Raw genomic sequence first — 26,847 nt, 5'->3', positions numbered from 1 at the left:
CACCCGTGTTGGCAGGCGAGATAGGGGGCGAGACGACATAGGTCCAATCGAAACGAAACTGGATATTGATAGAAGTTGTCTATAAGAAAAGCCTCATGCCGACGCTTCAGCAACTCAGATATCTCGCCCTGCTCGATGAAACGCTGCACTTCCGTCGCGCGGCCGAGCGGGCGCATGTGACCCAGCCCACCCTCTCAGCGCAGCTGTCGGCGCTGGAGGAAAAACTGGGGCTCATGCTGGTCGAACGATCCAGGTCGCGGGTCATCATGACACCCGAAGGTCATGACATCGCAACGCGGGCCCGGCGCATCCTGCGCGAGGTCGACGAGATCATGGACCTCGCGCATCGCGGGCGGCAACCGCTGGGCGGGACCGTTCGCGTCGGTGTCGTCGCCTCGCTGGGGTCCTACTTCCTGCCGCTGGTCATCCCCGATCTGCACGCCTCGCACCCCGACCTGCGGCTTTACGTGCGCGAAGGGGCCGCGGCGGACCTGTTGGCGCGGCTCGACGATGGAACCCTCGACATGCTGTTCGTGCCCCTGCCCGTGCGGGGTCACGAGCTCGAGACCGCGCGCCTGTTCCGCGAGCCGCTGCTGGCGGTGGCGGCGAACGACCACCCCCTTGCAGCACTCGACGCGGTGCCGCGCGACCGGTTGAAGGGCGAGACGATTCTGTCGCTGGAACCGGGGCACAAACTGCATGAACAGGTGCGCCAGATCTGCGAGGACACCGGCGCCGAGATCAGCCTGGATTACGGCGCCACGTCGCTCGACACGATCCGGCAGATGGTCGGCATGGGTCTGGGTCTGTCGCTGCTGCCCGCGCTCTACGTGCGGTCCGAGGTTCAGCCCAACCGCCTTGTCACGGCGCGGCCGCTGGCCGGGCCGCAGCCGTTCCGCACCGTCGGCATGGTCTGGCGCAAACGCGCGGCCCGCGCCACCGAACACATGGAGCTTGCGCAGATCCTGCGCGGCATCCTGCGGCGCACCGCCCCCGAGGTGACGGTGATCGACTGAGCCGGGTCGGGGGAACCAAAGGTCCGGATGCATCCCCCCGGCTGACGGCAGGGGCCGAAGGGATGCACCCGGAATGGAGGGTCCGCAAGGTCCGTGAACGCTGGAAGGGACAACCACCAGCTTTGCGACCCCTCCGACAACGGTCCGCGCGTGCCCACGTCCCGTTATCCTGTCTGTTGACACGTGGAGAGTTAGCGCAGGACTTGCATAGGGAAAATACAGTCTTGTATTGAAGTTCGATTGGAAAAAGCTAATCTCGCGCCATGGCCAACAGCGTCCCACCGATCACCCTGCGGCAGATGCGATACCTAATCGCGCTCGAGGAAACGCAGCATTTCCGCGAGGCCGCGGAAAGTTGCGGCATCTCGCAGCCTTCGCTGTCGGTTCAAATCAAGACGCTGGAGGAGACGCTGGGCCTGACCCTCGTCGAGCGCGGGCGCGGCCCGGTGCGGCTGACGCTGGCCGGGCGCGAGGTGACGCGCCGCGCGCGCGAGATCCTCGACGCCACACAAGGCATTCTCGACCTGTCGGTGACGCTGACATCCGGGCTTGGCGGCACCATCCGGCTGGGCACCTCGGCGACGCTGGGGCCCTACCTGATGCCGCATGTGGTCGCCGACCTGCGCGAGACGCATCCCGACCTGCGGCTCTACATCCGCGAGGCGGTGCCGCGCGACCTGCTGCGCGAGCTGCATGACGGCGTGCATGACCTGATCCTGACGCAGCTTCCCGTGTCGGGCGCGACCCTGTCCACCGCGCGGCTGTTCCGCGAGCCGCTGTCGGTCGCCCTGCCGGTGGATCACCCGCTGACCGCGCGCGAGATGCTCAGCAACGACGACCTGACCGGGCAGACCATCCTGTCGCTGTCGCCCGCCTATGCCCTCTACGACCTGATTTCCGCCGTCTGCGCCGAGACCGGGGCCGACCTGTCACGGGAATACGAAGGCACCTCGCTCGATGCGTTGCGGCAGATGGTGGCGATGGGGATGGGCCTGACCTTTCTTCCGGCGCTCTACGTGGAAAGCGAGATCGCGGGCCGCGCGCGCGACGTGGCCATACGGCCGTTCCGCGGCCGCCGCTTCGCGCGCTCCGTCGGCTTCGTGTGGCGCACGGCCTCGGGTGCCGGGCCGGCTTATGAACGGCTGGCCGCCGCGATCCGCGCCACGGCAGGGCGCTTTCCGCACCTCGTGATCGAGGGGTGAACCTGCGGCATTGACGCCCGGCTTGGCCATGACAAGACTGCGCACATGACGCAGCTTCTGAGCCTCCCCGATGTCCATGCGCTGGCCTGCGATTGCCTGACCCGCGCCGGTGTTCCCGACCCGGTCGCCCGGCATGTCGCGGCCGAGGTGGCGGCGGCCGAGGCCGCGGGCGAACGGCACAACGGGATGGAGGCGCTGCTGCGCGACATCCGCCTGTTGCGCTACGGGCGCATTCACGCCGACGCGCCGCCGACCGAGACCCGACCGCGTGCCGGGTTGATCCGTATCGACGCCGCACATGGCTTCGCGGCACCGGCGCTTGCCGGGGCGATGGCAGAGCTGGCGCAGATGGCGCTCGCACAGGGCATCGCCATGGCCCGGCTGGAACGCGCAAGCGCGCCAGGCGCGATGATCCGTGCGCTCGACCGGCTGTCGGGCCGCGGCCTGATCGCGCTGGGTTTCGGCCCCGCGGGGCCGGTGCGGCTGGCGCATCCCGACCTGGTCGCACCGGTTCGGCTGGGGCGCATGGCGGCCGAGCGGCTGCCGCCGCTGTTCGCCCCGGTGGCCAACGGGCAGCCCGCCGACAGCCCGCTGGGCGGGCCGGTGAACCACGCCGCCTGGCTGGTCGCGCTGACCGAGGACGGGCTGGGCGCAAGCCTGTTCGACGCCGATCTCACGGATGCGCCCGACCCGCTGCCGCCGACGCATGAAATCGCCTTTTCCGTCGAATTGCTCGAACAGATCGTGACCGCCTGATGCCCGAAACCTTGCTCAAGGGGCTGACGTTGCGCGGGCTCGAGGTGTTCGAGACGCTCGCGCGGACCGGCTCGGTCGCCGTCACCGCAGACCGTCTCGGCATGAGCGCGCCCGCGGTGTCGCAGCAGCTGCGCAACCTGAGCCTCGCGCTGGGGGTGGAACTGGTCGATCACTCGCGCCGCCCGATGGTGCTGACCCCTGCCGGGCGTCTGTTCCTCGGCCGGGCCGAGGCGGCGCTGCAGGCGCTGAGGGCAGGCCAACGCGGCCTGTCGATGCTGGACCTGGCCGAGCTTTCGGCCCTGTCGATGGGGGTGATCGACGATTTCGAGAACGAGGTGACCCCGCAGCTGGCCATCGACCTGGCCGAGGCGATGACCCATTGCGCCTTTCACCTCGTGACGGGGGCGAGCCATGCGCTGCACGCGCGGATCGCGGCGCGCGAGCTCGATATCGTGATCTGCGCTGCCGGCAGCCCCGATCCGCTCGGTACGCTGGCGCATCCGTTGATCGAAGACCCCTATATCCTGGCCGTGCCCGCCGGAACCTCGGTCGCGGGCGGGCTGGGGGCGCTGTCGCACCTGACCTTCGTGCGGCGCGATCCGGACCAGGTGATGGGCCAGCAGATCGAACGCTACCTGGCCGGTGCGGGTCTCAGCCCGCCGCAACGCTTCGAGATGGATTCGAACCAGTCGATCAGCGCGCTTGTCGCAGGCGGCAGCGGCTGGACGATCACCACCCCGCTCAGCCTGCTGCGCGCGGGACGCTTCGCCGACCGCATCGACGCGCATCCCCTGCCGGGCGCGCCGATCTCGCGGCGGATCGTTCTTTACGCGACCGACGACTGGACCGGCCCGATCCCGGCGCAAATCGCCGAGCGCGCGCGCGACCTGATCGAGGAACATTTCGCGGAGCCCGGACGCAGCCGGATGCCCTGGCTCGGCGACAGCTTTCGCCTGCGCCGGGATGACGGGACCGGGACGGGCGGCGATTCCAGCCCCGCCTAGGGGCACCTCGGGCCATCTCAAGGCCGACAGATCGCGCCATCTGCGCTGCGGCGCAGAAAACGGGGCGGTCCAGCCGCGCCGCCGCGGTCCGGCCGAGGCGAAAACCCCCTGCAACTGCAGCCTTGAGTTGCAAATTGTAAATTAATTTACTCTTTCTGCAGCGTGAAGAGAAAAGCGTTTACATAAAACTTCTGCACCCTCAGTCAGATGTTCGTGATTAACGACGGACCTGTCATCTTCTCGCCACATCCGTTGGTGGGTCGCGTATTGACCCCCGATGGATATGCGGCCTGTCGGTCGGCGCAGATCGGAACGGATGGGACTAGGGACCGATCCGATCAAGCGCTCCGGGAAACGGGTCTGCACGTCAGGGGAGGCTGACCATATTTCGATGCCCCGTCCGGGGTCCGCGTGCCGCAAGCCTGTCGGCTGGATGCGGCAGATCACATCCGCGAACCGGTCCGTGCCAGGATCGGCACGGAGCGCCTTCATGCGCCTGACGGCGCGTAACACTCGAGGGAGAACTACCTTGGCCACAGATACTCAATCCGGCCCCGCCCTGCTTGACGACGCACATGTCGACGCCGCGCGCTACGACGCGATGTATGCCGCCTCGATCAACGACCCCGAGGCGTTCTGGGGCGAGCACGGAAAGCGCATCGACTGGATCAAGCCCTACACCAAGGTGAAGGACACGTCCTTTGCCCATGACGACGTGCATGTGCGCTGGTACGAGGACGGCACGCTGAACGTGGCCGCCAACTGCATCGACCGCCACCTCGCCACCCGCGGCGACCAGACCGCGATCATCTTCGAGCCGGACGAGCCGACGGACGAGGCCCAGCACATCACCTACAACGAACTGTCCGGGCAGGTGGGCCGCTTCGCCAACGTGCTCAAGGGGCTTGGCGTCCAGAAGGGCGACCGCGTCGTCATCTACCTGCCGATGATCCCCGAAGCTGCCTACGCGATGCTGGCCTGCGCCCGGATCGGCGCGATCCACTCCATCGTCTTCGCCGGCTTCTCGCCCGACGCGCTGTCGGCGCGGATCAACGGTTGCGATGCCAAGCTGGTCATCACCTCGGACGGCGCCCCCCGCGGCGGCCGCATCACCGAGCTGAAGGACAACGTGAACAAGGCGCTGCTTCATTGCGCGGATGACGTGAAATGCCTCGTGGTCAAGCGCACCGGCCAGCAGGTCGCCTGGGTGTCCGGGCGCGATCACTGGTACGACGACCTTGCCGCAGGCGCATCGACGGACTGCCCGCCGGAAGAGATGAACGCCGAAGATCCGCTGTTCATCCTTTATACCTCGGGCTCGACCGGTCAGCCCAAGGGCGTGGTCCACACCACCGGCGGCTACCTCGTCTATGCGTCGATGACCCACGAGATCACCTTCGACTACAAGGACGGTGACATCTTCTGGTGTACCGCGGACGTGGGCTGGGTCACCGGCCACAGCTACATCGTCTACGGTCCGCTGGCCAACGGCGCGATCACGCTGATGTTCGAAGGCGTGCCGACCTACCCCGACGCGGGCCGGTTCTGGGCCGTCTGCGAAAAGCACAAGGTCAACCAGTTCTACACCGCCCCCACCGCCATCCGCGCGCTGATGGGCAAGGGCACCGATTTCGTGAACAAATACGACCTGTCCTCGCTCAAGCTGCTGGGCTCGGTCGGCGAGCCGATCAATCCCGAGGCGTGGAACTGGTACAACGAGAATGTCGGCAAGGGGAACTGCCCCATCGTCGACACCTGGTGGCAGACCGAAACCGGCGGCCACATGATGACGCCGCTGCCGGGCGCGCATGAGCTCAAGCCGGGTGCCGCGCAAAAGCCGTTCTTCGGGGTGAAGCCGCTGGTGCTCGACCCCACGAGCGGAGAGGTCATCGAAGGCAACGGCGTCGAGGGCGTTCTGGTCATCGCCGACAGCTGGCCGGGCCAGATGCGGACCGTCTGGGGCGACCACGACCGCTTCGTGAAGACCTACTTCAGCGACTACAAGGGCTACTATTTCTCGGGCGACGGCTGCCGCCGGGATGCCGATGGCGATTACTGGATCACCGGCCGCGTCGATGACGTGATCAACGTTTCGGGTCACCGCATGGGCACCGCCGAGGTCGAAAGCGCGCTGGTCGCGCACGAGACCGTCAGCGAGGCCGCCGTGGTCGGCTACCCGCATCCGGTGAAGGGTCAGGGCATCTATTGCTACGTCACCCTGATGGCCGACGAGACGCCCTCGGACGAGCTGAAGAAGACGCTCAGCGACTGGGTCCGCAACGAGATCGGGCCGATCGCAAAACCGGACGTCATCCAGTGGGCCCCCGGCCTGCCCAAGACGCGCTCGGGCAAGATCATGCGCCGCATCCTGCGCAAGATCGCCGAGAACGACTTCGGCAGCCTTGGTGACACCTCGACGCTGGCCGACCCGTCGGTCGTGGACGAACTGATCGCCAACCGGGCGAACCAGTGAGCGCGCAGATGACCGAGACCGCCGTGGACACCCGCCCCGTCAACCTGATCCTGCTCGGCCCTCCGGGGGCGGGCAAGGGCACGCAGGCCCGGATGCTGGAAGAGAGCTTCGGCCTCGTCCAGCTGTCCACCGGCGACCTGCTGCGCGGCGCCGTGGCGGCCGGAACCGAGGCGGGGCTTGCCGCCAAGGCCGTGATGGAGAAGGGCGAGCTTGTCTCGGACGAGATCGTGCTTGCGGTCCTGAAAGAGCGCCTCGCACAGCCCGACGTGGCGGCCGGCACGATCCTCGACGGCTTTCCCCGCACGGCGGGGCAGGCCGCGGCGCTCGATGCCCTTCTTGCCGAACGCGGCGAGCAGATCGACGCCGTGATCAGCCTGAAGGTTCAGGACGAAGCCATGGTCGAGCGCGTCTCGGGCCGCTTCACCTGTGCCGGTTGCGGCGAGGGCTATCACGACAGCTTCAAGCAGCCCGCCCGTCCGGGCGTCTGCGACAAGTGCGGCGGCACCGAGATGAAACGCCGGGCCGACGACAACGCCGAGACGGTGCGCACGCGACTTCAGGCGTATCACGCCGACACCGCGCCGCTGATCGACTATTACGCCGCCCGCGGCACCCTGACCGAGGTCGATGCAATGGCCGAGATCGGGCGCGTGCGCGCAGAGATGGAGGCGATCGTGGGGAAACTCACGGCCGCCTGAAAGAATTCACCGGGGCGGAGAGGCTCCGTGCCGGTGGATACATGCTCGTCGGACCAAGGAGGGACCGGCGGGCAGGAACCTTCGAAGGGAGTAAGCAATGGCCGAAAAGCCTGATAACAACGCGTACTGGGCCGCGAACATCCGTCTGGTCACCATCTGTCTGGTGATCTGGGCGATCGCGTCCTACGGCTTCGCGATTCTGCTTCGCCCGATGCTGAGCGGCATCGCGGTGGGCGGCACGGACCTGGGCTTCTGGTTTGCCCAGCAGGGATCGATCCTCGTCTTCCTCGTCCTGATCTTCTTCTATGCCTGGCGCATGAACAAGATCGACAAGGAACATGGCGTGGACGAAGAATAAGGGACGGACCAGACCATGGATCAGACAACACTCAATTTCATCGTGGTGGGGCTGTCGTTCGCGCTCTACTTCGGAATCGCGATCTGGGCCCGCGCGGGCTCCACGTCGGAATTCTATGCCGCGAACCGGGGCGTGAACCCGGTCGTGAACGGCATGGCCACCGCGGCCGACTGGATGTCGGCGGCTTCCTTCATCTCGATGGCGGGTCTCATCGCCTTCGTGGGTTACTCCAACTCCACCTTCCTGATGGGCTGGACCGGCGGCTATGTTCTCATGGCCATGCTGCTCGCGCCCTATCTGCGCAAGTTCGGCAAGTACACGGTCCCCGAATTCGTCGGTGACCGCTACTATTCGAACGCCGCGCGCGTCGTGGCGGTGATCTGCCTCATCGTGATCTCGGTGACCTACGTGATCGGCCAGATGACCGGCGCAGGCGTGGCCTTCTCGCGCTTCCTGGAAATCAGCTCGACCGCAGGCCTTCTGACCGCGTCGGCGGTGGTCTTCGTCTACGCCGTTCTCGGCGGGATGAAGGGCATCACCTACACGCAGGTGGCACAATACGTCGTGCTGATCATCGCCTACACCATCCCGGCGGTCTTCATCTCGCTGCAGCTGACCGGCAACCCGATCCCGGGCCTGGGCCTGTTCTCGAACATGGCCGAAGGTCAGCCCGGTGCCGGCACGCCGCTTCTGGTGACGCTGGACGGTCTGCTGACCGACCTCGGCTTCAACGAGTACACCTCGGGCAACACGCCGTTCCTGATGGCGCTGTTCACCCTGTCGCTGATGATCGGCACCGCGGGTCTGCCGCACGTGATCATCCGCTTCTTCACGGTGCCCAAGGTGTCCGATGCCCGCTGGTCGGCCGGTTGGGCCCTGGTCTTCATCGCGCTGCTCTACCTGACGGCACCCGCCGTGGGCGCGATGGCGCGTCTCAACATCACCACCCAGTTCTGGCCCGAAGGCGTCCAGGGCGAGGCGGTGTCGCTCGAGACGATCCAGTCCGATGAAGCCTACAACTGGATGCTCACCTGGGAAGCCACCGGCCTTCTGGGCTGGGAAGACAAGAACGGCGACGGCCGCATCCAGTACTACAACGAGAACGGCGCAGGCATGGCCGAACTGGCCGCAGAGCGCGGCTGGGCCGGCAACGAGTTGACCAACTTCAACCGGGACATCCTGGTTCTGGCCAACCCGGAAATCGCCAACCTGCCGGGCTGGGTGATCGCGCTGATCGCCGCAGGCGGCATCGCGGCGGCCCTGTCCACCGCGGCAGGCCTGCTGCTGGCCATCTCCTCGGCCATCAGCCACGACCTCATCAAGTCGGTGATCAACCCCAACATCTCGGAAAAGGGCGAGCTTCTGGCAGCCCGGATCTCGATGGCGGGTGCGATCGTGCTGGCCACCTACCTCGGCCTGAACCCGCCCGGCTTCGCCGCGCAGGTGGTGGCGCTCGCCTTCGGTCTTGCCGCGGCGACGCTGTTCCCGACGCTGATGATGGGGATCTTCTCCAAGCGGATGAACGCCCAGGGTGCAACCTGGGGGATGATCGCCGGTCTCGCAGTGACCTGCCTTTATCTCTTCACCTACCTTGGCTGGTTCTTCATCCCCGGCACCAACATGCTGGCGAACACGGCCGACAACTGGATCCTCGGCATCCCGCCGACCCACTTCGGCCCGATCGGCGCGGTGATCAACTTCGCGGTCGCCTATGTCGTGTCGAACGCGACGGCAGCTCCGCCGCAGCACATCCAGGACCTCGTCGAAAGCGTTCGCATCCCGCGTGGTGCCGGCGCCGCCGTCGATCACTGAACGTGACCCGTCACCAGGGCCTGCGACACCGCGGGCTCTGGCCAATCACCCGGCGCATCCCGACCCTTCGGGGTGCGCCTTTTTCGTTTCCCCGGACGGCAGCCATGACGACCGAGATCTCCGCCACGCTCGCGCAGACGCACCCCTACGACCTGCTTGCGCCCGATGAGCGCGACGCGCTGGCCGGCAAGGTCGGGCGCCGCACGATGGCCGCGGGTGACGTGATCTACGCGATCGGTCAGCCGGTCACGGAGTTGTGCCTGATCCTGTCGGGGCGGATCGAGATCACCGATCAGGACGGCGATTTGCTGTCCATTCTCGGCCCCCGGAATTCCTTCGGCGAACGCGGGCTGATGCGCGACGGTATCGCGCCCGTCACCGCGACGGCGACCGAACCGGGCGAGATGCTGACCATTCCCGCGGATGTCTTCCGCGCGCTGGTCGCCGCCCATCCCCGCATCCTGCGCTTCTTCGACCGCACGCGCCCGGCCTCGGCACGGCGGCAGGACGTCACCACGATGGCCCTGTCGGCGCTGATGACGCGCGGGCCGCTCACCTGTGCGCCCGAGACCCCGCTGATCGAGGCCGCCCGGAAGATGCGCGAGCTTGGCGTGTCCTGCATCATCGCCTGCGAAGGGCAGTCCGTGCGCGGCATCCTGACGACGGGCGACATCACCTCGCGCGCGGTGGCCGAGGGGCTGCCGCCCCGGACGCCGGTGGCGCAGGTCATGACCCCCGATCCGATCACCCTGCCGCCCGCCGCGCTTGTCGCCGACGTGCTGCACAAGATGGTCGAGCGCGGCATCACCCACATGCCCGTGGTCGAGGGCGGGCGGCTTGTCGGCATCCTGACCCAGACCGACCTGACCCGGTTCCAGGCGACCTCCTCGGCGGCGCTGATCCATGACATCGCCGCCGCCTCGGACAGCGCCGCCCTTGCGCGGGCCGCCCGTCGCATCCCCGACCTGCTTGTCCAGCTGGTGAGTGCGCAGAACCCGCACCAGGTCGTCACGCGCCTGATCACCGATATCGGCGACGCCATAACCCGCCGCCTGCTGGCGCTGGCCGAGGAAAAGCTCGGTCCGCCGCCGGTGCCCTATCTCTGGCTCGCCTGCGGCTCGCAGGGGCGACAGGAGCAGACCGGCGTCAGCGACCAGGACAATTGCCTGATCCTCGACGATGCCGCGACACCGCCCGATGACGAATATTTCGCCGCGCTGGCCGGCTTCGTCTCGGACGGGCTGGACGAGGCTGGGTATTTCTACTGCCCCGGCGACATGATGGCGACCAACATCAAGTGGCGGCAACCGTTGCGCGTCTGGAAGCAGTATTTCCGCGGCTGGATCAACCGGCCCGACCCCGAGGCGCAGATGCTGGCCTCGGTCATGTTCGACCTGCGCCCCATCGGCGGGGCCGAAAGCCTGTTCCCCGATCTGCACGCCGAGACGCTTGCGGCGGCTGCGAAGAACTCGATCTTCGTCTCGCACATGATCTCCAACTCGCTGAAGCATCACACGCCACTGGGCCTGTTCCGCGGCTTTGCCACCGTGCGCTCGGGCGAACACAAGAACACCATCGACCTCAAGCACAACGGCGTCGTGCCGGTGGTCGACCTGGGGCGCATCTACGCGCTGAAGGGCGAGCTGACCGAGGCCAATACCCGCGCGCGGCTGCTTGCGGCGATCGAGACAGGCGTCGTGTCGACCTCGGGAGGCCGCGACCTGCTGGACGCCTACGACATGATCGCCGACACGCGGCTTGCCCACCAGGCCACGCAGATCAAGCGCGGTGATCCGCCCGACAATTTCATGGCGCCCGCCGACCTCTCCGACTTCGAACGCAGCCACCTGAGGGACGCCTTCGTCGTCATCAAGACCATGCAGAACGCCGCCGGTTCCGGCCGCGGCTACCTGAACTGAAAGAGACACGATGTTCTGGACCCTCGTCACCGTTTTCATCTCGGGCTTCGCAGGAGCCGGTATCGGGCTGTTGCTGCGCCAGATCACGCGCAAGCGCCTGCCCAAGGGCATCGTGCCGATCTGCGCGGGCCTGACCATGATCGCAGCGACGGTCGCGCTGGAATACCAATGGGCCGACGGCATGCGCAGGACCATGCCCGAGGACCTGGTGATCGTCACCACGCGCGAGCAACAGGCCTGGTATCAGCCCTGGACCTATATCCGGCCCTGGGTGCGGGGCTTCATCTCGTATTCCCCTGCCGAGACCGTCGAAACCGCGCCCGGCTCCGGCATCTCGGTGGTGCAGCTGCGCATCCAGGAACGCTGGAACCCGCAGATGATCCGCCCCGCGCTTGTAGATTGCGCCGGCAGCCGCTGGGCCGACCTGACCGCATCGACCGAGTTCACCGAGGCAGGCATTCCCGTCGACACCGATTGGCGCACGGCAGGCCCCGACGACCCGATCATCGCCGCCCTCTGCGACCGGGAGACCGCAGAGGACTGAGACCACGGCACACCGGCAGGGACGGGCCAGCGCCCGCCCCGGTGCCCAGCCCCGGATGTCGCGCGGACCACCGGGACGGGGCGCGCCGGACCGTCATACGGACAGGGGCACGGAGGAGGGCCCCGCATCATGCTGACCCGACTTTCCCTGCGTCTGCGCATCTTCCTGTTCTTCGCCCTCATCGCGCTCGGCGGATCGGCCCTCGTGATCGCGGGGCTGATCGTAGGCTATATCCGCCTTGGCGAGGCGCATGCCCTCAGCGCCTTCGTCATCGCGGGGGTGGTCGCGGTCTTCGCCATCGCCGGGCTGACGACCTGGATCTGGGTGCTGTTCGACGAACATGTCGCCCGACCGGTCGAGCGGCTGGCCGCCGACCTGCGCGCGCGCGCGCATTCCGATGTCGACCAGGGGATCGACCCGGCCGTCGCGCGGTACCTCGGCGACCTCGCGCCCGCCGCCGATGCGGTCGCCGCGAACCTGACCGAGACGCGCAACGCCATGGCGCTGGCGGTGGGGCGCGAAACCGCACGGCTCGCCACCGAGAGAACACGGCTCGAGACGCTGCTGGCCGAGGTGCCCGACGGCGTGATGTTCTGCACGCCGCATCACACCATCGCGCTCTACAACGGCCATACCCGCGACATCCTGGGCGAAAGCGACGCGCTTGGCCTCGGCCGGCCGGTCGCAGGGCTGCTGCGGATGGGACCGATCACGCAGGCCTATGACCGGCTTGCGGCCAACGGCAGCGACGAGGGGACCGACATCCTCGTGACCACGCGGGCCGGCGCGCGCCTGCTCGAGGCGCGGCTGCGCCTATTGCGGCTCGAGGGGCAGGAGACCGAGGGCGCGGGCTATGTGCTGACGCTGCGCGACGTGACCGCCGATCTCAAGGTGCAGGCCGAACGCGCCTACCTGCTGAACCACCTGCTCGAACGGGTCCAGGCATCGCTGCCCGCCCTGCCCGAGGGCGAGGCCAAGGCGGCGCTGGAAGGCCTTGCCGAGGAGACCGCCGCGCGCAAGGCCGCGACGGACACGAAATGGTGGCCGATGGAGGACCTGACCGCCAAGGATCTCGGCGCTGGCCTGACCGCGCGCCTTGCGCGCAAGGGCGTCGGGATCACCTGCGACCTCGGCCCGACACGGCTCAGGTGCGACGGCTTCGCCATCACGCGGATGCTGGAGCGCCTTGCGCTCGACTGGATCGGCGCGGGGGCCGGGGGGCTGGTCCTGACCTTCGCGTCCGAAGGGGGCGAAAGCGCCGTCCTCAGCCTAGAGGCCGAGGGCGACGCGCCCACCGGCCCGCAGCTGGACGGGTGGCTGGCCACCCCGCTTTCGCCGGGCCTGTCCGGTTTCGCGGGGGCCGATGTGCTGCTCAGCCACGGCACGCGGCTTGGCGTGGAGCCGGCGGGGCCGGGCCGTCACGCCCTGCGCCTGACCCTGCCGCTGGCCGAGGCGCGCATGACGGGGCCGACCCGCGTGGTGATGTATGATTTCGACCTGCTGAACGCGGAAATTCCCGACGACCTGGCCGCCGCCGCCCTCAAATCACTCAGCTTCGTGATCTTCGACACCGAGACCACGGGCCTAAATCCGCAGGTCGACGAGGTCTGCCAGATCGCCGCCGTCCGCGTCGTCAATGGCCGCATCGTCGAGGGCGAGGAATTCGACATGCTGGTCAACCCCGGCCGCAGGATCCCCGCCGCCTCGACCGCGGTGCATCACATCACCAACGAGATGGTCAAAGGTGCCCCCCCGGTGACCGAGGCGCTGCGCCGCTTCCATGCCTTCGCCGAGGGCTCGGTCCTTGTCGCCCACAATGCGCCCTTCGACATGAGCTTCCTGCGCCGGCGCGAGGCCGAGATCGGCAAGCGTTTCGACCAGCCGATCCTCGACACGGTGCTCTGTTCGGCGATCCTCTACGGGCAATCCGCCGAGCATACGCTCGACGCGCTCTGCGACCGGCTGCACATCCGCATCCCCGAGGCCGCGCGCCACACCGCGATCGGCGACGCGATCGGCACCGCCGAGGCGTTCCGCAAGATGATCCCGATGCTCGAAGCGGCGGAGCTGCCCAATCTGGGGGCATTGATCAAGGCCTTCGACCGGCACAGCCGGTTGATCGAACATCTGAATTGACCAAGCCTGCGGCTCGGGTAAGCCGGGAGGCAGGCAACAGGGAAAGGTCGCCGCCATGGCACGCGTTCCACTCTACAAGGCGGCAGAGGCGGAGCTGGTCCGCCGGATCGAAAGTGGTGAATGGGAGGTGGGACGCCGCCTGCCCAACGAGTTCGTCCTGGCCGAGGAGTTTCGCGTCAGCCAGGGCACGATGCGCCGGGCACTGATGTCGCTCGAGGCGATGGGCTATCTCGACCGCAAGCCGGGCCGCGGCACGCTTGTGAGCCTGCCCGGCAAGGCTGAGGCGACAGCGCCCCCCACCGCCGCGCTGTCGCTCAAGGGGGCCGATGGCGCGCCCCTCGGGCTGCAGGTCTACCGCGCCCGCGCCGGTGCCCGCGGGGCCGGGCCAGAGGAGGCCGACCTGTTCGGCGCGGCCCGCCTGTCCGTGCTCGAACGCACCCTGACGCGAAGCGGCGCGCGGGCCGCACTGGAGGAGATCGCGGTGCCCGAGGCGCTGCTTCCGGCGCTGGACGAAGACGCCGCCGTCGACCTGGCAGACCTGCTGGCCGAGGCGGGCCTGTCACCGCAGGGGATCACCGACAGCCTGACAGCCGCCGTGACCACGATGTCGGAGTCGGTCGCGCTCTCCTGCGACCGCTACACGGCGCTTCTGGTGCTGACCCGCACGGCGACCGACCCCGAGGGGCGCATCATCGCCCGCCAGACCCTGCGCCTGATCGCGGATGGGGTGACCTACGGGCCTTGACGCGCTGTTAAGGTTATCGCGCGCGCCCCCCAATTCTCCGTTTCAAAACTATCCCCGCCCGTTGCCCGACAGGCGGCTTTGCCGCCGAAAGGGGAGGCTCCCGCACCCGACACCGGCGCGCCGTCCGCAAGCCGGGAGCCGTCCGATCACGTCAGATCCCGTCGATGCAGACGTATTTCGTATCGAGGTAATCCTCGAGCCCCTGGCTTCCGCCCTCTTTCCCGAGGCCGCTTTCCTTGATCCCGCCAAAGGGCGCTTCCACGGTCGTGATCAGCCCCGAGTTGATGCCGATCATCCCGTATTGCAGCCGCTCGTTCAGCCGGAACGCCCGACCAAGGTCGCGGGTGTAGACGTAGGAGGCGAGGCCGAAGACCGTGTCATTGGCCATGGCGATGGCCTGATCCTCGGTCTCGAAGGTGAAGACGGGGGCGAGCGGGCCGAAGATCTCTTCGGTGGCGAATGCCATGTCCTGCGTCGCCCCGGTCAGGACGGTCGGCTGAAAGAAGCTGCCGCCGAGCTGGTGGCGCGCGCCGCCCAGAACCACGGTCGCCCCCTTGCCCTTGGCATCGTCCAGCAATTCCTCGACCTTGGCCACGGCATCGAGGTCGATCAGCGGCCCCTGCGCCACCCCTTCCTCGCGCCCGTCGCCGACCTTGAGCGCGCGGGTTTTCTCGACGAGCTTCTCGACGAAAGCGTCATGCACCGACGCCTGCACGTAGATCCGGTTCGCGCAGACACAGGTCTGCCCCGAGTTGCGGTATTTCGAGACGATGGCCCCCTCGGCGGCGGCATCCAGATCGGCATCCTCGAAGACGATGAAGGGCGCGTTGCCGCCCAGTTCCATCGACACCTTCTTCACCGTGTCGGCCGACTGGCGGATCAGCTCCTTGCCGACCTCGGTCGAGCCGGTGAAGGTCACCTTGCGCACCTCGGGCCGTTCCATCATCGCGCCCGCGATGGCGCGCGCCGAGCCGGTCACCACGTTCACGACGCCCGCAGGATAGCCCACCTCTTCGGCCAGCGCCGCCCAGGCGAGGCCGGAATAGGGCGTCGCCGTCGCGGGCTTGGCGACGATGGGGCAGCCCACGGCGAGCGCCGGGGCCACCTTGCGCGCCAGCATGGAGGAGGGGAAGTTCCACGGCGTGATCATCCCCACTACGCCGACCGGGTGCTTGGTGACGAGGATGCGCCGACCGTTCACGCCCGCCGGAACGATCTCGCCCTTGGCGCGCCGGGCTTCCTCGGCGAACCAGCGCACGTATTGCGCCCCGATGGCGATCTCGCCCTTCGCCTCGGCCAGCGGCTTGCCCATCTCGACGGTCAGAAGCTCCGCCAGCGCCGACTGGTTGTCCATCAGCGCATCATGCAGCTTCCAGAGCAGGCCCACGCGGCTCATCAGGTCCATCGCCGCGAAATCGGCGAAGGCGCCCGCCGCCGCGTCGATGGCGCGCATCGTCTCGGCCTCGCCGCAGGCGGGCACGGTGCCGATCACCTCGCCCGTGGCGGGGTTCGTCACCTCGATCACCTTGCCGCTGTCGGCCTGCACCCACGCGCCGCCGATGTAATTCGCCTCGCGCTGCCAGCTTTGCCAATTGGTCATCCCATCGCTCCCATCTTGCGGGCCACGTCCAGCATCCTGCACGAAAAGCCCCATTCATTGTCATACCAGCCAAAGACACGCAGCATGCCGCCCTTGGCGCGCTTGATCTCGGGCCCTTGCAGCACCACGGACTCGGGCCGCGCGCGCAGGTCGGTCGAGACCAGGACCCGGTCGGTGAAGCCCACGATCGGCCCTGCACGCTCGCGGAAAAAGGTCTGCGCGGCCTCGGCCTGCGGCCTGTCGCGGGTGATAACGGCCAGGTCCACGCAAGAGACCGAGGCGACCGGCACCCGCACCGCCGAGCCGGTGATCCGCCCCACCAGATGCGGCAGCACCACGTCCACCAGCTGCGCCGCGCTTGTCGTCGTCGGCACCATGGACAGCGCCGCCGCGCGGCTGCGGGCCAGGTCTTCGCCCATCGGCTGATCCACCGTCGGCTGGCTGCCGGTGTAGCAATGGACCGTCGTCATCAGGGCGCTTTCCAGCCCCCATTCCGCGTCGATCATCGCGGCCAGCGGCGCAACCGCGTTGGTGGTGCAGGAGGCGTTGGACACGATCCGGTGCGCTGCGGTCAGCGCCGCGTCATTGGCCCCCAGAACGACCGTCACGTCCGCCTCTGGCGACGGCCCCGAGACCAGAACGCGGGTCGCGCCCGCGTCGAGCCCCGCCTCGGCGAAGCTCCGGGTGCGGGCAAGGCCGGTGCATTCCATCACCACGTCGATGCCCGACAGGTCGAGAAGCGCAAGGTCGGCCACCTGCGTGAAGGGGATCGCGCGGTCACCGATGCGCAAGACGCCAGCGCCGGCCTCGACCCGCTCGGGCCACGGCCCGAAAACGCTGTCGTATTCGAACAGATGCGCACAGGTGGCGAGCGGCGCGATGTCGTTCAGCGCCACGATCTCGATCTCGGGCCAGCCGCCCCCGAGCCAGGCGCGCAGCACCGAGCGCCCGATGCGCCCGAACCCGTTGATCGCCACCTTGATGGTCATGTCCAGCCCCCTGCCCTTGGCCCGAGTCATGCCCGCGCCCGCGACCCGGCGCAAGAGCGGCCCATTCCCCTTGTCCCCGCGCCACGTTACGAAGCCGTGACGCAGCGGAGGACAAGATGACCGAGACCACACGCCAGACCCGCATCACGAGCAGCCACTGGGGCGCCTTCGAGGTGGTGACCGAGGGCGACCGCATCGTCGAGACGCGCCCCTTCGGCCCCGACCCCGCGCCGCCCGGCATTCCCGCGATCCTGCCCGCCGCCGTCCACCATGCCTCGCGCGTCGCGCGACCCTCGATCCGCCGCGCCTGGCTGGCCAGCCGCGACCGCGCGGGCCGGGGCGACGGCGATTACGTCACACCCCCCTGGGACGAGGCGCTGGACATCGCCGCCGAGGAGATCGACCGCATCCGCAAGACCCATGGCAATGGCGCGATCTACGGCGGCTCCTACGGCTGGGCCTCGGCGGGGCGCTTCCACCACGCACAGGGGCAGGTGCATCGCTTTCTCAACTGCATCGGTGGCTATGTCTCGAGCTTCGGCAGCTATTCAACCGGCTGCGCGCAGTCGATCATCCCCCATGTCTTCGGCGAGAATTTCCTGACGCTGACCTACGAGGCGCAGGACAGCTACGCCACCATCGCCGAACACACCGAAACGCTGGTCATGTTCGGGGGGATCAACCCCAAGAACTCCATGGTGTCCATGGGCGGCATCACCGAGCACGCAACCGCCGGATGGTTCGAGCGTTTTGCGGAACGGGGCATGACGCGCATCAACATCGGCCCCCAGCGGGGCGACGCGCCCGAGGGGTGCGAGTGGCTGCCCTGCCGCCCCGGTTCGGACACTGCGCTGATGCTGGCGCTGGCGTTCGTGCTGGAGGAGGAGGGGCTGACCGACCGCGCCTTTCTCGACCGCTACACCGTCGGATTCGACCGCTTCCGCCCCTACCTGGTGGGTGAGGCCGACGGCACGCCGAAATCCCCAGACTGGGCCGAACCGCTCACCGGCGTTCCGGTCGGCACGATCCGCGAGCTTGCGCGCCGCATGGCGGGCAGCCGGACGCTCATCACCGTCGCCTGGTCGCTGCAACGGCAGGAACATGGCGAACAGCCCTACTGGATGTCCGCCGTTCTGGCGGCGATGCTGGGGCAGATCGGCCTGCCCGGCGGCGGCGTCGGCTATGGCTACGGCGCGATAGGCGGCATCGGCAAGGATTTCCGCAGCGTGGGCGGCATGACTCTGCCGCAGGGCACGAACCCGGTGGCGGACGTGATCCCGGTCGCCCGCGTGGCCGACATGCTGCTGAACCCCGGTCAGCCCTATGACTTCAACGGCGCGCGCCGGAGTTACCCCGACATCCGCCTTGTCTACTGGGCGGGCGGCAACCCGTTCCACCATCACCAGGACCTGAACCGCCTGCACCGTGCATGGCTTCAGCCCGAGACGATCATCGTCAACGAGCCGTGGTGGACCGCGACCGCCCAGCGCGCCGACATCGTCTTCCCCGCCACGACGCCTTACGAGCGCGAGGATATCGGGCGCAGCCCGCTCGACGATTACCTGTTCCACATGCCCGCGCTTATCCCGCCCGTGGCCGAGGCGCGCGACGATTACGCGATCTTCGCGGGGCTGGCCGAGCGCATGGGGCTTGAGGACGCCTTTACCGAGGGGCGCGACGCGGGCGCGTGGATTTCGCATCTCTACGAGGGCTTTCAGGCACGCGCGACCGCCGCGGGCGTTGCCGTTCCAACGCTGGAGGAGCTGCGCGCGAAGAACTGGGTCAAGCTAGACATCGCCGTGGATGAACAGCCCAAGCCGGTGCTGCGCCGTTTCCGTGCCGACCCGGAAGGCGCGGCGCTGAAGACCCCCTCGGGCCGGATCGAGATCTTTTCGGAGCGGATCGACGGCTTCGGCTACGACGATTGCCCCGGCCATCCAGTCTGGCTGCCGCCCGCCGAATGGCCCGGCGCCGCGACGGCGGCGGCGCCGCTGCACCTCGTCTCGCCGCAGCCGGGCGACAAGCTGCATTCGCAGCTCGAGGCGGCGCTGGCGGATCTGGAGGGCGCGCGGCCCGAGACCATTCTTATACATGAAAAGGATGCCGCCGCGCGCGGCATCGCCACGGGCGACCTGGTCCGCGTCTTCAACGGTCGCGGCGCGGTGCGGGCGCGGGCGCGGGTGACGGCGGATATCCTGCAAGGCGTCGTCGCGCTGCCCACCGGCGCATGGGTCGGCCCGCCGGGCGGCAACATCGACCCGAACGGCAACCCCAATGTGCTGACCCGCGACGTGGGCACCTCGCGGCTGGGGCAAGGGACCAGCGCGCATTCCGCGCTGGTCGAGGTGGAACGGGCGTAGCGTGGGCCGTGCAGCCCACCCTACCTGTGGGCCGCGATATCCTCGGCGACGGCCTGCTTGTAGAGCGCCTGTATCCGCGCGGTGACGGGGCGTGACCCGTCGCCCACGCGCTTGCCGTCGATCGAGGCCACCGGCGTCTGCGCCCCGAAGGTGCCGGTCAGGAACGCCTCGTCGGCCGAATAGGCCTCGTAGAGCGAATAGTTCTTCTCGAAGACCGGGATGCCGTCCTTGCGGCACAGCTCGATCACCTTGGCCCGCGTGACGCCGTTCATGCAGTAATCCCCGGTCGAGGTCCAAACCTCGCCCTTCCGCACGATGAAGAAGTTGCAGGCGTTCGTCGTGTTCACGAAGCCATGCGGGTCCAGCATCAGCGCCTCGTCGGCACCCGCCGCCTCCGCCTGCAGGCAGGCGATCACGCAGTTCAGCTTGGAATGGCTGTTGAACTTGGCGTCCTGGCTGTGCGGCAGCCCCCGCACCTGCGGCACGCTGGCCAACCTGATCCCCGCCGATTGCAGCCGGTCCACCGGCCTCGAATGCTCCATGATGATCACCAGCGTCGGCCCCGAGCGGCTGAGGGCGGGATGCTGGAACGGTTTGACCTTCACCCCGCGGGTCAGCATCAGGCGGCAGTGAACATCCGTCTCCATCCCGTTGGCGCGGCGCGTCATCTCCAGCGCCTCGGCGATGCCGGCGCGGTCCATGCCCACGTCGAGGCTGACGGCGTGGCACGAGTCGAAGAACCGGTCCATATGCGCGTCGAAGAAGGCCCAGACCCCATCGTAAAGCCGCATCCCCTCCCACATGCCGTCGCCCAGAAGGAAGCCGCTGTCATAGACCGACACCTTGGCCTCGTCGCGGTGCTTCAGCTCGCCGTTGACGTAGATCAGGATGTCGCGGTTGCGCGGATCATCCTCGGCGTCATGGGTCGTGCCGTGATCGGTGGTCATGGTCCCTCCTGCTCATGCCTTTGGCTCGGGCGCGGCCATGGCAGCCCCCGGCGTCACAGCCTCTGTGCAACGTCGCACGGGACGTGTCGAGCGGATTGGCCTATGGTCCCGCCACGGACAGGAGGACGCAGGCATGGCAGACACCGCATATCGCAAGATCCAGACGCAGGGCGTGCACCACATCACGCTCACCGGGGCGGACCGGCAGACGAGCATCGATTTCTGGGAAGGCGTGCTCGGCATGCCCTTCGTCTTCGACCAGCCGAACCTCGACGACGAGAACGAGGGGCATCTCTATTTCGATCCGGGCGACGGGCGGCTGATCACGATCTTCACCAACGAGACCCGCAAACCCGACGCCACGCCAGTGCCCGAGGCAACCGGCTCGCTGCATCACCTTGCCCTCTCGGTCAGCCAGGCGACATTCTGGCAGATCGCGGAACGCCTGGATGCGCGGGGCGTGAACCATTCCGGTCCCGTCGACCGCGGCTTCATGGATTCAATCTATTTCCGCGATCCGCTGGGACTGAGGATCGAGCTGGCCTCCTACCGGTTCGAGCCACCCGAGGGCTGCCGCCACGCCGACGTGATGATCGAGGCGCACCGCATCCGCGTTGCCCGCGGGGATCACCATATCGACAAGGTCCACCTTGCCGACGCGATCGAGCTTCTGGTCGCGCGGCGGCACGCCTCGCTCTCCGCCGACCGGTCGGCGCGGAACCCCTATTGAGCGCCCCGGCATGACGGCGCGCGCATGACCCGGTTTTCCGCCAACCTCGGGTTTCTCTGGACCGACCGACCGCTTCCCGATGCGATCCGCGCCGCCGCAGTGGCGGGCTTCGACGCGGTGGAATGCCACTGGCCCTATGACCTGCCGGTCGGCGACCTGCGCAGGGCGCTCGACGAGACCGGGCTGCCGATGCTGAGCCTGAACACGAGGCGCGGCGATGTGGAGAGCGGCGAAAACGGGCTGGCCGCCCTGCCCGGCCGCCGCACCGAGGCGCGGGCCGCGGTGGACGAGGCGCTTGACCATGCAGAGGCGCTTGGCGCGGCGGCGGTGCATGTCATGGCGGGCGCAAGCTCGGGCACGGCCGCCGAGGCGGCCTTCGTCGAGACGCTGCTCTACGCATGTGACCGCGCGGCCGGGGCGGGCCGGATCATCCTCATCGAGCCGCTGAACAGGTTCGATGCGCCGGGCTATTTCCTGAACACCACGGCACAGGCGGCGGAGCTGATCGAGCGGATCGGCGCGCCGAACCTCAGGCTGATGTTCGACTGCTACCATGTCGGCCGAACGGAGGGCGACGTGTCGGGCCGCCTCCAGGCGTTGATGCCGATGGTCGGCCACATCCAGTTCGCCGCCGTCCCCGACCGCGGCCCGCCCGATCATGGCACGGTCGACTACGGCACGCTCTTCCGGGAAATCGCCGCGCTGGGTTGGGACAGGCCGCTCGGCGCGGAATACAGGCCCACGGGCCCCACCGATGACACGCTCGAATGGATGGCCCGGCTCAGGTGAACGGCCGCGACATCCGTGCGGCACCGGAGGAGGACGTTTCCGGAAGGATCACGACATTCTCGGGGGGATTTTGGTAGCGGAGGAGGGACTTGAACCCCCGACACGCGGATTATGATTCCGCTCCGCATCATTGTTTTTTCGGAAGAAATTTCCCAAATGGGGCGTTTCCCCACCTAATGGGATCAATGAGTTACAAGAAAAGTCCCAACCAGATTGTTGTGCATCCAAGCGCTCATTCTGTCGTGTCAGGTCGCCACTTAATCTGACCCTTGTCGACATGAGGTAGCCGTTCGGTTGGCACCGCGCTCTATCAGGCGGCCTGAGCCTGAGCGGCGGTGATCGGTGTCCAGTTCAACGGCAGGAGCTCGTCGAGCCGGTTGATCTTGTGGTCGTGGATGCGGTCGAGCACGTCGGTGAGATAGGCCTTTGGATCGAGGCCGTTGAGCTTTGCGGTCTCGATGATCGTCATGGCGCGGGCCAGCGTTTCGCTGCCGCTATCGGCGCTCGCGAAGGAACAGTTTTTCCGGCCGATGCCGATCGGGCGCAAGGCGCGCTCCGCCGGATTGTTGTCGATGGCCACCCGACCATCGGTGAGGAAGCGACTTAAGGAGGCCCGGGGGGCCAGCCCATAGAGGTACGCACGGGCCAGATCGCCCTTGCCGGGGATCCGCGTGAGCTGGCTTTCGGACCACTCGAAGTAGGCCTCGACCTTCGGAGCGCTGTGCTTCTGCCGCGCGTCGAGACGTATCTCGGCGGTCTGCCCGTTGATCTCGCGCTCGATGTCCTAAAGCGCGCCGTTAGGCAGTCTTACGGAACCACATAACCTAGCCCGCTCCGTGATACGCATTTATGTTGCGCGTTCGCATAATGCTCTTGACAGCACACGGGCCTAGGCATATTAAATACATGTAAACACGCTGCATGGATATCACAATGTCTCGCCCCTCTCTTCCCGACCTTCGCCTAGAGCTTGCCGCCACCCTCATCGTGCAGGCCAAGCACATCGTTCTCGCAACCGACAGCCCGGAACAGGGTGAGGCCTTTCTCGGGTGCGATCCCGAGACAGCCCGCGCCGAGGCAGTGGACCTGAACCGCTTCCCCATCGCGGCCGAGATCGAAGCGCTGCACGCCTATGCCTTCACACCCACGGTGGACGATCTCTACGACGTGAATGCGCTGCATGGCCTGGCGCACTTCCTCTCCAGCCTCCCTCGAGAGGATTGGGACGGCAGCGTTCATGGCTTCCCGGCAAGGGGGGGGCCGTCCGCCATGGCCGACGTGCTCGACGCGGCCTCCGCGCGCGCCGCCCTCGATGGCCAGGAGGGCGCGTGGGACGACCACCTCTCGACACGGCAGCTGGCGCTTCTGGCAGACATCACCGAAGGTGCGGTGCGCAATGCCCTCTCCCAAGGCGGTGCCGGCGGTCTCACAGCGATCCCGGGCGCGAAGCCGGTCCGCGTCTCGCTCGACGAAGCCCGCCGCTGGCTGCCCGGGCGCCGCGGGTTCCGCCCGACCCCGACCGGTCCTTCTGATGATCCGGTGATGACCGACCGGCTTCGCGGCTTCGACCGCATGGAGCAGCTGACGGATTTCGTAGGCCGTCATGCGGTGCGGCGACTCGGTTCGGCCGAGGCGCTCGGGGCGGACGCCGCCGGATGGCTCGACGGCAGCTACACCTTCGACGCCGGGATGGCCCGCGACATCGCCGTGGCGATCGGGGCGGACGTGCCGACCTTCATGGGCAAGGCGCTGGAACTGGCATTGCGCCGCGACGCGGGAGACCTGACATGACCCGCTCTGTCCGCTCGCCCTTCCGGACCTGTCGCCACGCCCGCGCCCGCATGCAGGGCCGAGCCATCCGGGCGCAATCGCTCGACACGGTCCTGAACTACGGCACCGAGGAAAAGGCCCACGGGGGCCGAACCCTGGTCCGACTTGACCGTGAGATGCGGCTCGAACTCGAACGAGAGCACCCGGAAATGCGCGGTCGCCTTGGGATCTATGCGATCCTCGCAGCCGAAACGGTGGTCACAGTCTGCCACGACACCAGGCGGCACCGGGGCCGTCGCAGTCGCCGTCGCGGCAAAAGCACTTTCTGATCTCCATCCCAATTGGGAAAACCGCCATGCCGTTTTCGACATATCAATCCGCCTTGATCGTCGCGCGCAGCATCCGTGATCCGCGACTCCTCCTCGTGAGCGAAAATCGCCGTCATCTTCCATCTCCATGGATGCCATGTCCTCCTTGCAGGAGAGGGTCACGCGGAGCTGGCACCACCCGAACGCGGTGGGCAGCTGCATCGGCGTCGAGCGCCGCCATCTGATATCGATTTGAACCGGAGTTTAATCATGCGTTTTTCTGCCGAAGACCTGCTCGCCGCCCTTCTCGAAGCACCACCTCTCCCGACCGTTCAGGCACCACGCGAGTCCCGAGGTCTTTACGGCCTGGTCGATCATCATGGGGACCTTCGTTACATCGGATCGACCAGTTCGGCCGATCAGACCTTCTACCAGCGGATCCACCAGCGCCATCGCACCGGCTCGGAAGGAATGAGCCACTACTTCTCGCAGATGTACAACACCGGCCGGATGTGGCGCGATCGCAAGGACCCGACGACGAAGGCCGATGGCGACCTCGCGAAGGCGCTTCGTAACGGTTTCATTGCAGACCATTGCCGCGCAATCTGGCTGCCCCTGCCCGACACGCTCGACATCGCGCGACTTGAGGCCGAGGTGCTTTCTATGGCTCCGGATCACGCCATCGCTTGGAACCGGCGCAAAATGCATTCCTATGATGAACCGGTCGACCTGGTCGAGGCAACGTTGCGCCGCCTTGGATGGGGCCCGCAGGAATTGGCAGCCATCGAACGCCAGCGTCTGCGCTTCCTTGCCGCCAAGGTCGGTCCTGCAGCTGGCCCAATCACACGCCTCGTCAAGGTGCCTGCACCAGAGGCCGCAGCAATCCGGCAAGCGCGTGTCGCGCCCTTTCCGAAGGGGCCTTTCCGCTTCTTCGCGCTGGATGTCGAGACGGCGAATAATGACCGTGGCAGCATTTGCCAGATCGGTGTTGCATGCGTGCGCCCTGACAACTCCATCGAAACCTGGATGACCTATGTCGATCCGCAGGTTGACCGCTGGGTATTCACCTATCTGCACGGGATCAACGCCCGCACGGTCCAAGGTGCCCCGACTTTTGCCGAGGTCTTGCCGGTCCTGCAGGAAGCGCTGCATGGCGGGATCGTCTATCAGCACTCGGGCTTTGACCGCAGTGCGATGGCTGCTGCTTGCGGGAATTCCAGCCTGCCGGTCCCCCAGTGGGTCTGGCGAGACAGCGTTCACGTCGCCCGTGCGGCCTGGCCCGAATTGCGGGGCAAGGGCGGTCATGGTCTCGCAAACCTCAAGCAGCACCTTGGCCTCATGTTCGAGCACCATGACGCAGGTGAAGATGCGCGGGCCGCCGCAGAGGTGGTTTTGCGAGCCGAAGGTGTTCAGCCTGTAGCAGCTCCGGGCTTGGTGCAGGCGAGTGGGGATCCGAATATGGATGCCGAGGATTGCGACTTGATCGACGATGGGGACGACTTCGCGATACCAATGCGCGAAGCTGGCGCGGCAGCGATGCCTTCACCACAGGGCCCAGCACAACATGTCTCGCGGCACATCGGAATGGTCGAAATCACGCAAGGCAACATCGACCACAGCCACATCTACCTCAGAAGTTTCTTCGAGAAGTTCCCGACCGACGCGATCGGCGGATCGAACCGAGCCTCTGCCGCCCCGCGCGAGATTGCCGTCGATTGGGGCGGTGACGCCGTCGTCATGACTGATCTGGACGGAGCGAAGCGGTTCTTCCGCAAGCGCAGCTGGATCCGTGAGTTCTTCGAGCGGAACGACGCCAAGCCAGGTGAGTCCGTGCTGGTGGAGCAGCTTGGTCCGTACAGCTATCGTGTATCCATGAGCAGGGGAGCAAAGTGAGGTTCTTGCATTCACGTGGCGCTAATGGCTGGGGGCGACCAACCGCCAAAGGCAGCAAAGGCGGGAAGCGGAAGTTCGCTGCAACTGCGCGAGGCGCGTGCCCGAAAGCATCAAGCAGGCATTCAACGGCCTTTGGATCGTAGGTTCGACACTCGGACTTGCATCCACCTCTGGGTCACGTCCGTCAAGCTGGTGTAATTTCCCTGATGGCCTGAGGGCATGATCAGGCGGCTTTCGTGGTTATGCTAAGAATGGGGTCGATCTCCTCCTTGTCGATCTGGGCGAAGGCCTCGACCATCATGTAGCGGCTCGAGGTCTGCCACTCGTCGTTCTGCTCGAACAGAACGGCGCCGATCAGGCGCATGATGGAAGCCTCATTGGGGAAGATCCCGACCACGTCGGCCCGGCGTTTCACCTCCTTGTTCAAGCGTTCGATCGGGTTCGTGGAATGAAGCTTGGTCCGGTGCTGGCGCGGGAAGGACATGTAGGCCAGCACGTCATGCTCGCTGGCGTCCATCAGGTCGGCCAGCTTGGGCCAGCGCGGGCGCAGTTGTTCGGACACCTTTCGCCAGGTTTCACCGGCGTGGGCGCGGTCGGGCTGATCGAAGGCCTGTCGGATCGCGGCGGCGACGACGGTGTGCTGGCCGCGGGAGACATGGGCCAGCGCGTTCCTCATCCAGTGAACGCGGCAGCGCTGCCAGGTGGCCTCGAAGACCCGGGCGATGGCCGCCTTGAGGCCAGTGTGAGCGTCGCTGATCACCAGCCTGACCCCGCCAAGGCCGCGGGCGCGCAGGGAGC

General features: G+C 67.2%; 22 protein-coding genes and 1 pseudogene. 18 read left to right on the top strand and 5 right to left on the bottom strand.

Annotated elements, in window-relative coordinates; translation table 11 throughout:
• Positions 1 to 95 precede the first annotated feature (95 nt).
• The 12 genes from QQK83_RS11545 (at position 96) to QQK83_RS11490 (ending at position 14,663) form a co-directional block, all read left to right on the top strand.
• Positions 96 to 1,016 (top strand): hydrogen peroxide-inducible genes activator, encoded by a 921-nt coding sequence (locus tag QQK83_RS11545; RefSeq protein ID WP_284264368.1) that lies wholly within the window; start codon positions 96 to 98, stop codon positions 1,014 to 1,016.
• A 299-nt stretch (positions 1,017 to 1,315) separates the two neighbouring features.
• Complete coding sequence (locus QQK83_RS11540; RefSeq protein WP_284264365.1) at positions 1,316 to 2,218, top strand: hydrogen peroxide-inducible genes activator; 903 nt, start codon at positions 1,316 to 1,318, stop codon at positions 2,216 to 2,218.
• A gap of 45 nt (positions 2,219 to 2,263) precedes the next feature.
• Positions 2,264 to 2,974, top strand: a complete 711-nt coding sequence (locus tag QQK83_RS11535) for an Ldh family oxidoreductase (RefSeq protein WP_284264364.1) — start codon at positions 2,264 to 2,266, stop codon at positions 2,972 to 2,974.
• Positions 2,974 to 3,978: a LysR family transcriptional regulator gene (locus QQK83_RS11530; protein ID WP_284264362.1), complete on the top strand. Its 1,005-nt coding sequence runs from the start codon at positions 2,974 to 2,976 to the stop codon at positions 3,976 to 3,978. The genes QQK83_RS11535 and QQK83_RS11530 overlap by 1 nt, the downstream gene beginning before the upstream one ends.
• A gap of 529 nt (positions 3,979 to 4,507) precedes the next feature.
• Positions 4,508 to 6,451: an acetate--CoA ligase gene (gene acs, locus QQK83_RS11525; RefSeq protein ID WP_284264360.1), complete on the top strand. Its 1,944-nt coding sequence runs from the start codon at positions 4,508 to 4,510 to the stop codon at positions 6,449 to 6,451.
• 8 nt (positions 6,452 to 6,459) lie between these two features.
• Positions 6,460 to 7,149, top strand: coding sequence for an adenylate kinase (locus tag QQK83_RS11520; protein WP_284264358.1), 690 nt, complete (start codon positions 6,460 to 6,462; stop codon positions 7,147 to 7,149).
• Positions 7,150 to 7,246: 97 nt separating this feature from the next.
• Entirely contained in the window at positions 7,247 to 7,507 is a 261-nt protein-coding gene (locus tag QQK83_RS11515; RefSeq protein WP_284264356.1) for a DUF4212 domain-containing protein, read from the top strand.
• A gap of 15 nt (positions 7,508 to 7,522) precedes the next feature.
• A complete protein-coding gene (locus tag QQK83_RS11510; RefSeq protein WP_284264354.1) occupies positions 7,523 to 9,319 on the top strand; it encodes a sodium:solute symporter family protein in 1,797 nt (598 codons plus the stop codon).
• Positions 9,320 to 9,423: 104 nt separating this feature from the next.
• The gene (locus QQK83_RS11505) at positions 9,424 to 11,238 is read left to right on the top strand and encodes a DUF294 nucleotidyltransferase-like domain-containing protein (RefSeq protein ID WP_284264352.1); all 1,815 of its coding nucleotides are present in this window, start codon (positions 9,424 to 9,426) and stop codon (positions 11,236 to 11,238) included.
• A gap of 10 nt (positions 11,239 to 11,248) precedes the next feature.
• A complete protein-coding gene (locus QQK83_RS11500; protein ID WP_284264350.1) occupies positions 11,249 to 11,782 on the top strand; it encodes a hypothetical protein in 534 nt (177 codons plus the stop codon).
• A 129-nt stretch (positions 11,783 to 11,911) separates the two neighbouring features.
• Positions 11,912 to 13,918, top strand: coding sequence for a 3'-5' exonuclease (locus tag QQK83_RS11495; RefSeq protein WP_284264349.1), 2,007 nt, complete (start codon positions 11,912 to 11,914; stop codon positions 13,916 to 13,918).
• 55 nt (positions 13,919 to 13,973) lie between these two features.
• Complete coding sequence (locus tag QQK83_RS11490; RefSeq protein ID WP_284264348.1) at positions 13,974 to 14,663, top strand: GntR family transcriptional regulator; 690 nt, start codon at positions 13,974 to 13,976, stop codon at positions 14,661 to 14,663.
• Between the two features lie 151 nt (positions 14,664 to 14,814).
• On the opposite strand, the gene QQK83_RS11485 is transcribed toward QQK83_RS11490, so the two are convergent.
• Entirely contained in the window at positions 14,815 to 16,263 is a 1,449-nt protein-coding gene (locus QQK83_RS11485) for an NAD-dependent succinate-semialdehyde dehydrogenase (protein WP_284264347.1), read from the bottom strand.
• Positions 16,260 to 17,252 carry a type I glyceraldehyde-3-phosphate dehydrogenase gene (locus QQK83_RS11480; protein WP_284264346.1) on the bottom strand — a complete coding sequence of 331 codons (993 nt, stop codon included), beginning with the start codon at positions 17,250 to 17,252 and terminating at the stop codon, positions 16,260 to 16,262. Before QQK83_RS11480 ends, QQK83_RS11485 begins: the two co-directional genes overlap by 4 nt.
• Before the next feature lie 116 nt (positions 17,253 to 17,368).
• On the opposite strand from QQK83_RS11480, the gene QQK83_RS11475 reads away from it, so the two are divergent.
• A complete protein-coding gene (locus QQK83_RS11475; RefSeq protein ID WP_284264345.1) occupies positions 17,369 to 19,612 on the top strand; it encodes a molybdopterin-dependent oxidoreductase in 2,244 nt (747 codons plus the stop codon).
• A gap of 20 nt (positions 19,613 to 19,632) precedes the next feature.
• Here the strand turns inward: QQK83_RS11475 and QQK83_RS11470 are convergent, their stop codons facing one another.
• Positions 19,633 to 20,559 (bottom strand): aminotransferase class IV, encoded by a 927-nt coding sequence (locus tag QQK83_RS11470; protein ID WP_284264344.1) that lies wholly within the window; start codon positions 20,557 to 20,559, stop codon positions 19,633 to 19,635.
• Positions 20,560 to 20,692: 133 nt separating this feature from the next.
• Between QQK83_RS11470 and QQK83_RS11465 the strand changes: the two genes are divergently transcribed.
• Both QQK83_RS11465 and QQK83_RS11460 read left to right on the top strand, forming a co-directional pair.
• Positions 20,693 to 21,289 carry a VOC family protein gene (locus QQK83_RS11465; RefSeq protein WP_284264343.1) on the top strand — a complete coding sequence of 199 codons (597 nt, stop codon included), beginning with the start codon at positions 20,693 to 20,695 and terminating at the stop codon, positions 21,287 to 21,289.
• Positions 21,290 to 21,313: 24 nt separating this feature from the next.
• Positions 21,314 to 22,078, top strand: a complete 765-nt coding sequence (locus tag QQK83_RS11460; RefSeq protein ID WP_284264342.1) for a hydroxypyruvate isomerase family protein — start codon at positions 21,314 to 21,316, stop codon at positions 22,076 to 22,078.
• A 310-nt stretch (positions 22,079 to 22,388) separates the two neighbouring features.
• Here the strand turns inward: QQK83_RS11460 and QQK83_RS11455 are convergent.
• A pseudogene (locus tag QQK83_RS11455) lies at positions 22,389 to 22,862 on the bottom strand (IS66 family transposase); the annotation flags it as partial.
• A 137-nt stretch (positions 22,863 to 22,999) separates the two neighbouring features.
• Between QQK83_RS11455 and QQK83_RS11450 the strand changes: the two are divergent.
• From QQK83_RS11450 to QQK83_RS11440, 3 genes are all read left to right on the top strand, one after another.
• Entirely contained in the window at positions 23,000 to 23,869 is an 870-nt protein-coding gene (locus QQK83_RS11450) for a hypothetical protein (protein ID WP_284264341.1), read from the top strand.
• Positions 23,866 to 24,177 carry a hypothetical protein gene (locus QQK83_RS11445; protein ID WP_284264340.1) on the top strand — a complete coding sequence of 104 codons (312 nt, stop codon included), beginning with the start codon at positions 23,866 to 23,868 and terminating at the stop codon, positions 24,175 to 24,177. Before QQK83_RS11450 ends, QQK83_RS11445 begins: the two co-directional genes overlap by 4 nt.
• A gap of 249 nt (positions 24,178 to 24,426) precedes the next feature.
• A complete protein-coding gene (locus tag QQK83_RS11440) occupies positions 24,427 to 26,049 on the top strand; it encodes a 3'-5' exonuclease (protein ID WP_284264339.1) in 1,623 nt (540 codons plus the stop codon).
• Positions 26,050 to 26,272: 223 nt separating this feature from the next.
• Here the strand turns inward: QQK83_RS11440 and QQK83_RS11435 are convergent.
• Positions 26,273 to 26,847: IS256 family transposase (locus QQK83_RS11435; protein WP_284264338.1), on the bottom strand; the 575-nt coding region annotated here is incomplete at its 5' end.

This window comes from Roseicyclus amphidinii, assembly GCF_030163755.1.
GTDB lineage: Bacteria > Pseudomonadota > Alphaproteobacteria > Rhodobacterales > Rhodobacteraceae > Roseicyclus > Roseicyclus amphidinii.
Note: the sequence above shows the minus strand (reverse complement) of the source record. Positions and strands in the feature narration are given on the sequence as shown.

What these genes read in the sequence shown, in the direction of transcription:
- QQK83_RS11485 (WP_284264347.1), bottom strand. Translation starts at nt 16,263, where the DNA reads ATGACCAATTGGCAAAGCTGGCAGCGCGAGGCGAATTACATCGGCGGC.
- QQK83_RS11490 (WP_284264348.1), top strand. Translation starts at nt 13,974, where the DNA reads ATGGCACGCGTTCCACTCTACAAGGCGGCAGAGGCGGAGCTGGTCCGC.
- QQK83_RS11500 (WP_284264350.1), top strand. Translation starts at nt 11,249, where the DNA reads ATGTTCTGGACCCTCGTCACCGTTTTCATCTCGGGCTTCGCAGGAGCC.
- QQK83_RS11465 (WP_284264343.1), top strand. Translation starts at nt 20,693, where the DNA reads ATGGCAGACACCGCATATCGCAAGATCCAGACGCAGGGCGTGCACCAC.
- QQK83_RS11470 (WP_284264344.1), bottom strand. Translation starts at nt 20,559, where the DNA reads ATGACCACCGATCACGGCACGACCCATGACGCCGAGGATGATCCGCGC.
- QQK83_RS11450 (WP_284264341.1), top strand. Translation starts at nt 23,000, where the DNA reads ATGGATATCACAATGTCTCGCCCCTCTCTTCCCGACCTTCGCCTAGAG.
- QQK83_RS11515 (WP_284264356.1), top strand. Translation starts at nt 7,247, where the DNA reads ATGGCCGAAAAGCCTGATAACAACGCGTACTGGGCCGCGAACATCCGT.
- QQK83_RS11480 (WP_284264346.1), bottom strand. Translation starts at nt 17,252, where the DNA reads ATGACCATCAAGGTGGCGATCAACGGGTTCGGGCGCATCGGGCGCTCG.
- QQK83_RS11530 (WP_284264362.1), top strand. Translation starts at nt 2,974, where the DNA reads ATGCCCGAAACCTTGCTCAAGGGGCTGACGTTGCGCGGGCTCGAGGTG.
- QQK83_RS11495 (WP_284264349.1), top strand. Translation starts at nt 11,912, where the DNA reads ATGCTGACCCGACTTTCCCTGCGTCTGCGCATCTTCCTGTTCTTCGCC.
- QQK83_RS11460 (WP_284264342.1), top strand. Translation starts at nt 21,314, where the DNA reads ATGACCCGGTTTTCCGCCAACCTCGGGTTTCTCTGGACCGACCGACCG.
- QQK83_RS11520 (WP_284264358.1), top strand. Translation starts at nt 6,460, where the DNA reads ATGACCGAGACCGCCGTGGACACCCGCCCCGTCAACCTGATCCTGCTC.
- QQK83_RS11535 (WP_284264364.1), top strand. Translation starts at nt 2,264, where the DNA reads ATGACGCAGCTTCTGAGCCTCCCCGATGTCCATGCGCTGGCCTGCGAT.
- QQK83_RS11440 (WP_284264339.1), top strand. Translation starts at nt 24,427, where the DNA reads ATGCGTTTTTCTGCCGAAGACCTGCTCGCCGCCCTTCTCGAAGCACCA.
- QQK83_RS11540 (WP_284264365.1), top strand. Translation starts at nt 1,316, where the DNA reads ATGCGATACCTAATCGCGCTCGAGGAAACGCAGCATTTCCGCGAGGCC.
- QQK83_RS11510 (WP_284264354.1), top strand. Translation starts at nt 7,523, where the DNA reads ATGGATCAGACAACACTCAATTTCATCGTGGTGGGGCTGTCGTTCGCG.
- QQK83_RS11475 (WP_284264345.1), top strand. Translation starts at nt 17,369, where the DNA reads ATGACCGAGACCACACGCCAGACCCGCATCACGAGCAGCCACTGGGGC.
- QQK83_RS11545 (WP_284264368.1), top strand. Translation starts at nt 96, where the DNA reads ATGCCGACGCTTCAGCAACTCAGATATCTCGCCCTGCTCGATGAAACG.
- QQK83_RS11505 (WP_284264352.1), top strand. Translation starts at nt 9,424, where the DNA reads ATGACGACCGAGATCTCCGCCACGCTCGCGCAGACGCACCCCTACGAC.
- QQK83_RS11445 (WP_284264340.1), top strand. Translation starts at nt 23,866, where the DNA reads ATGACCCGCTCTGTCCGCTCGCCCTTCCGGACCTGTCGCCACGCCCGC.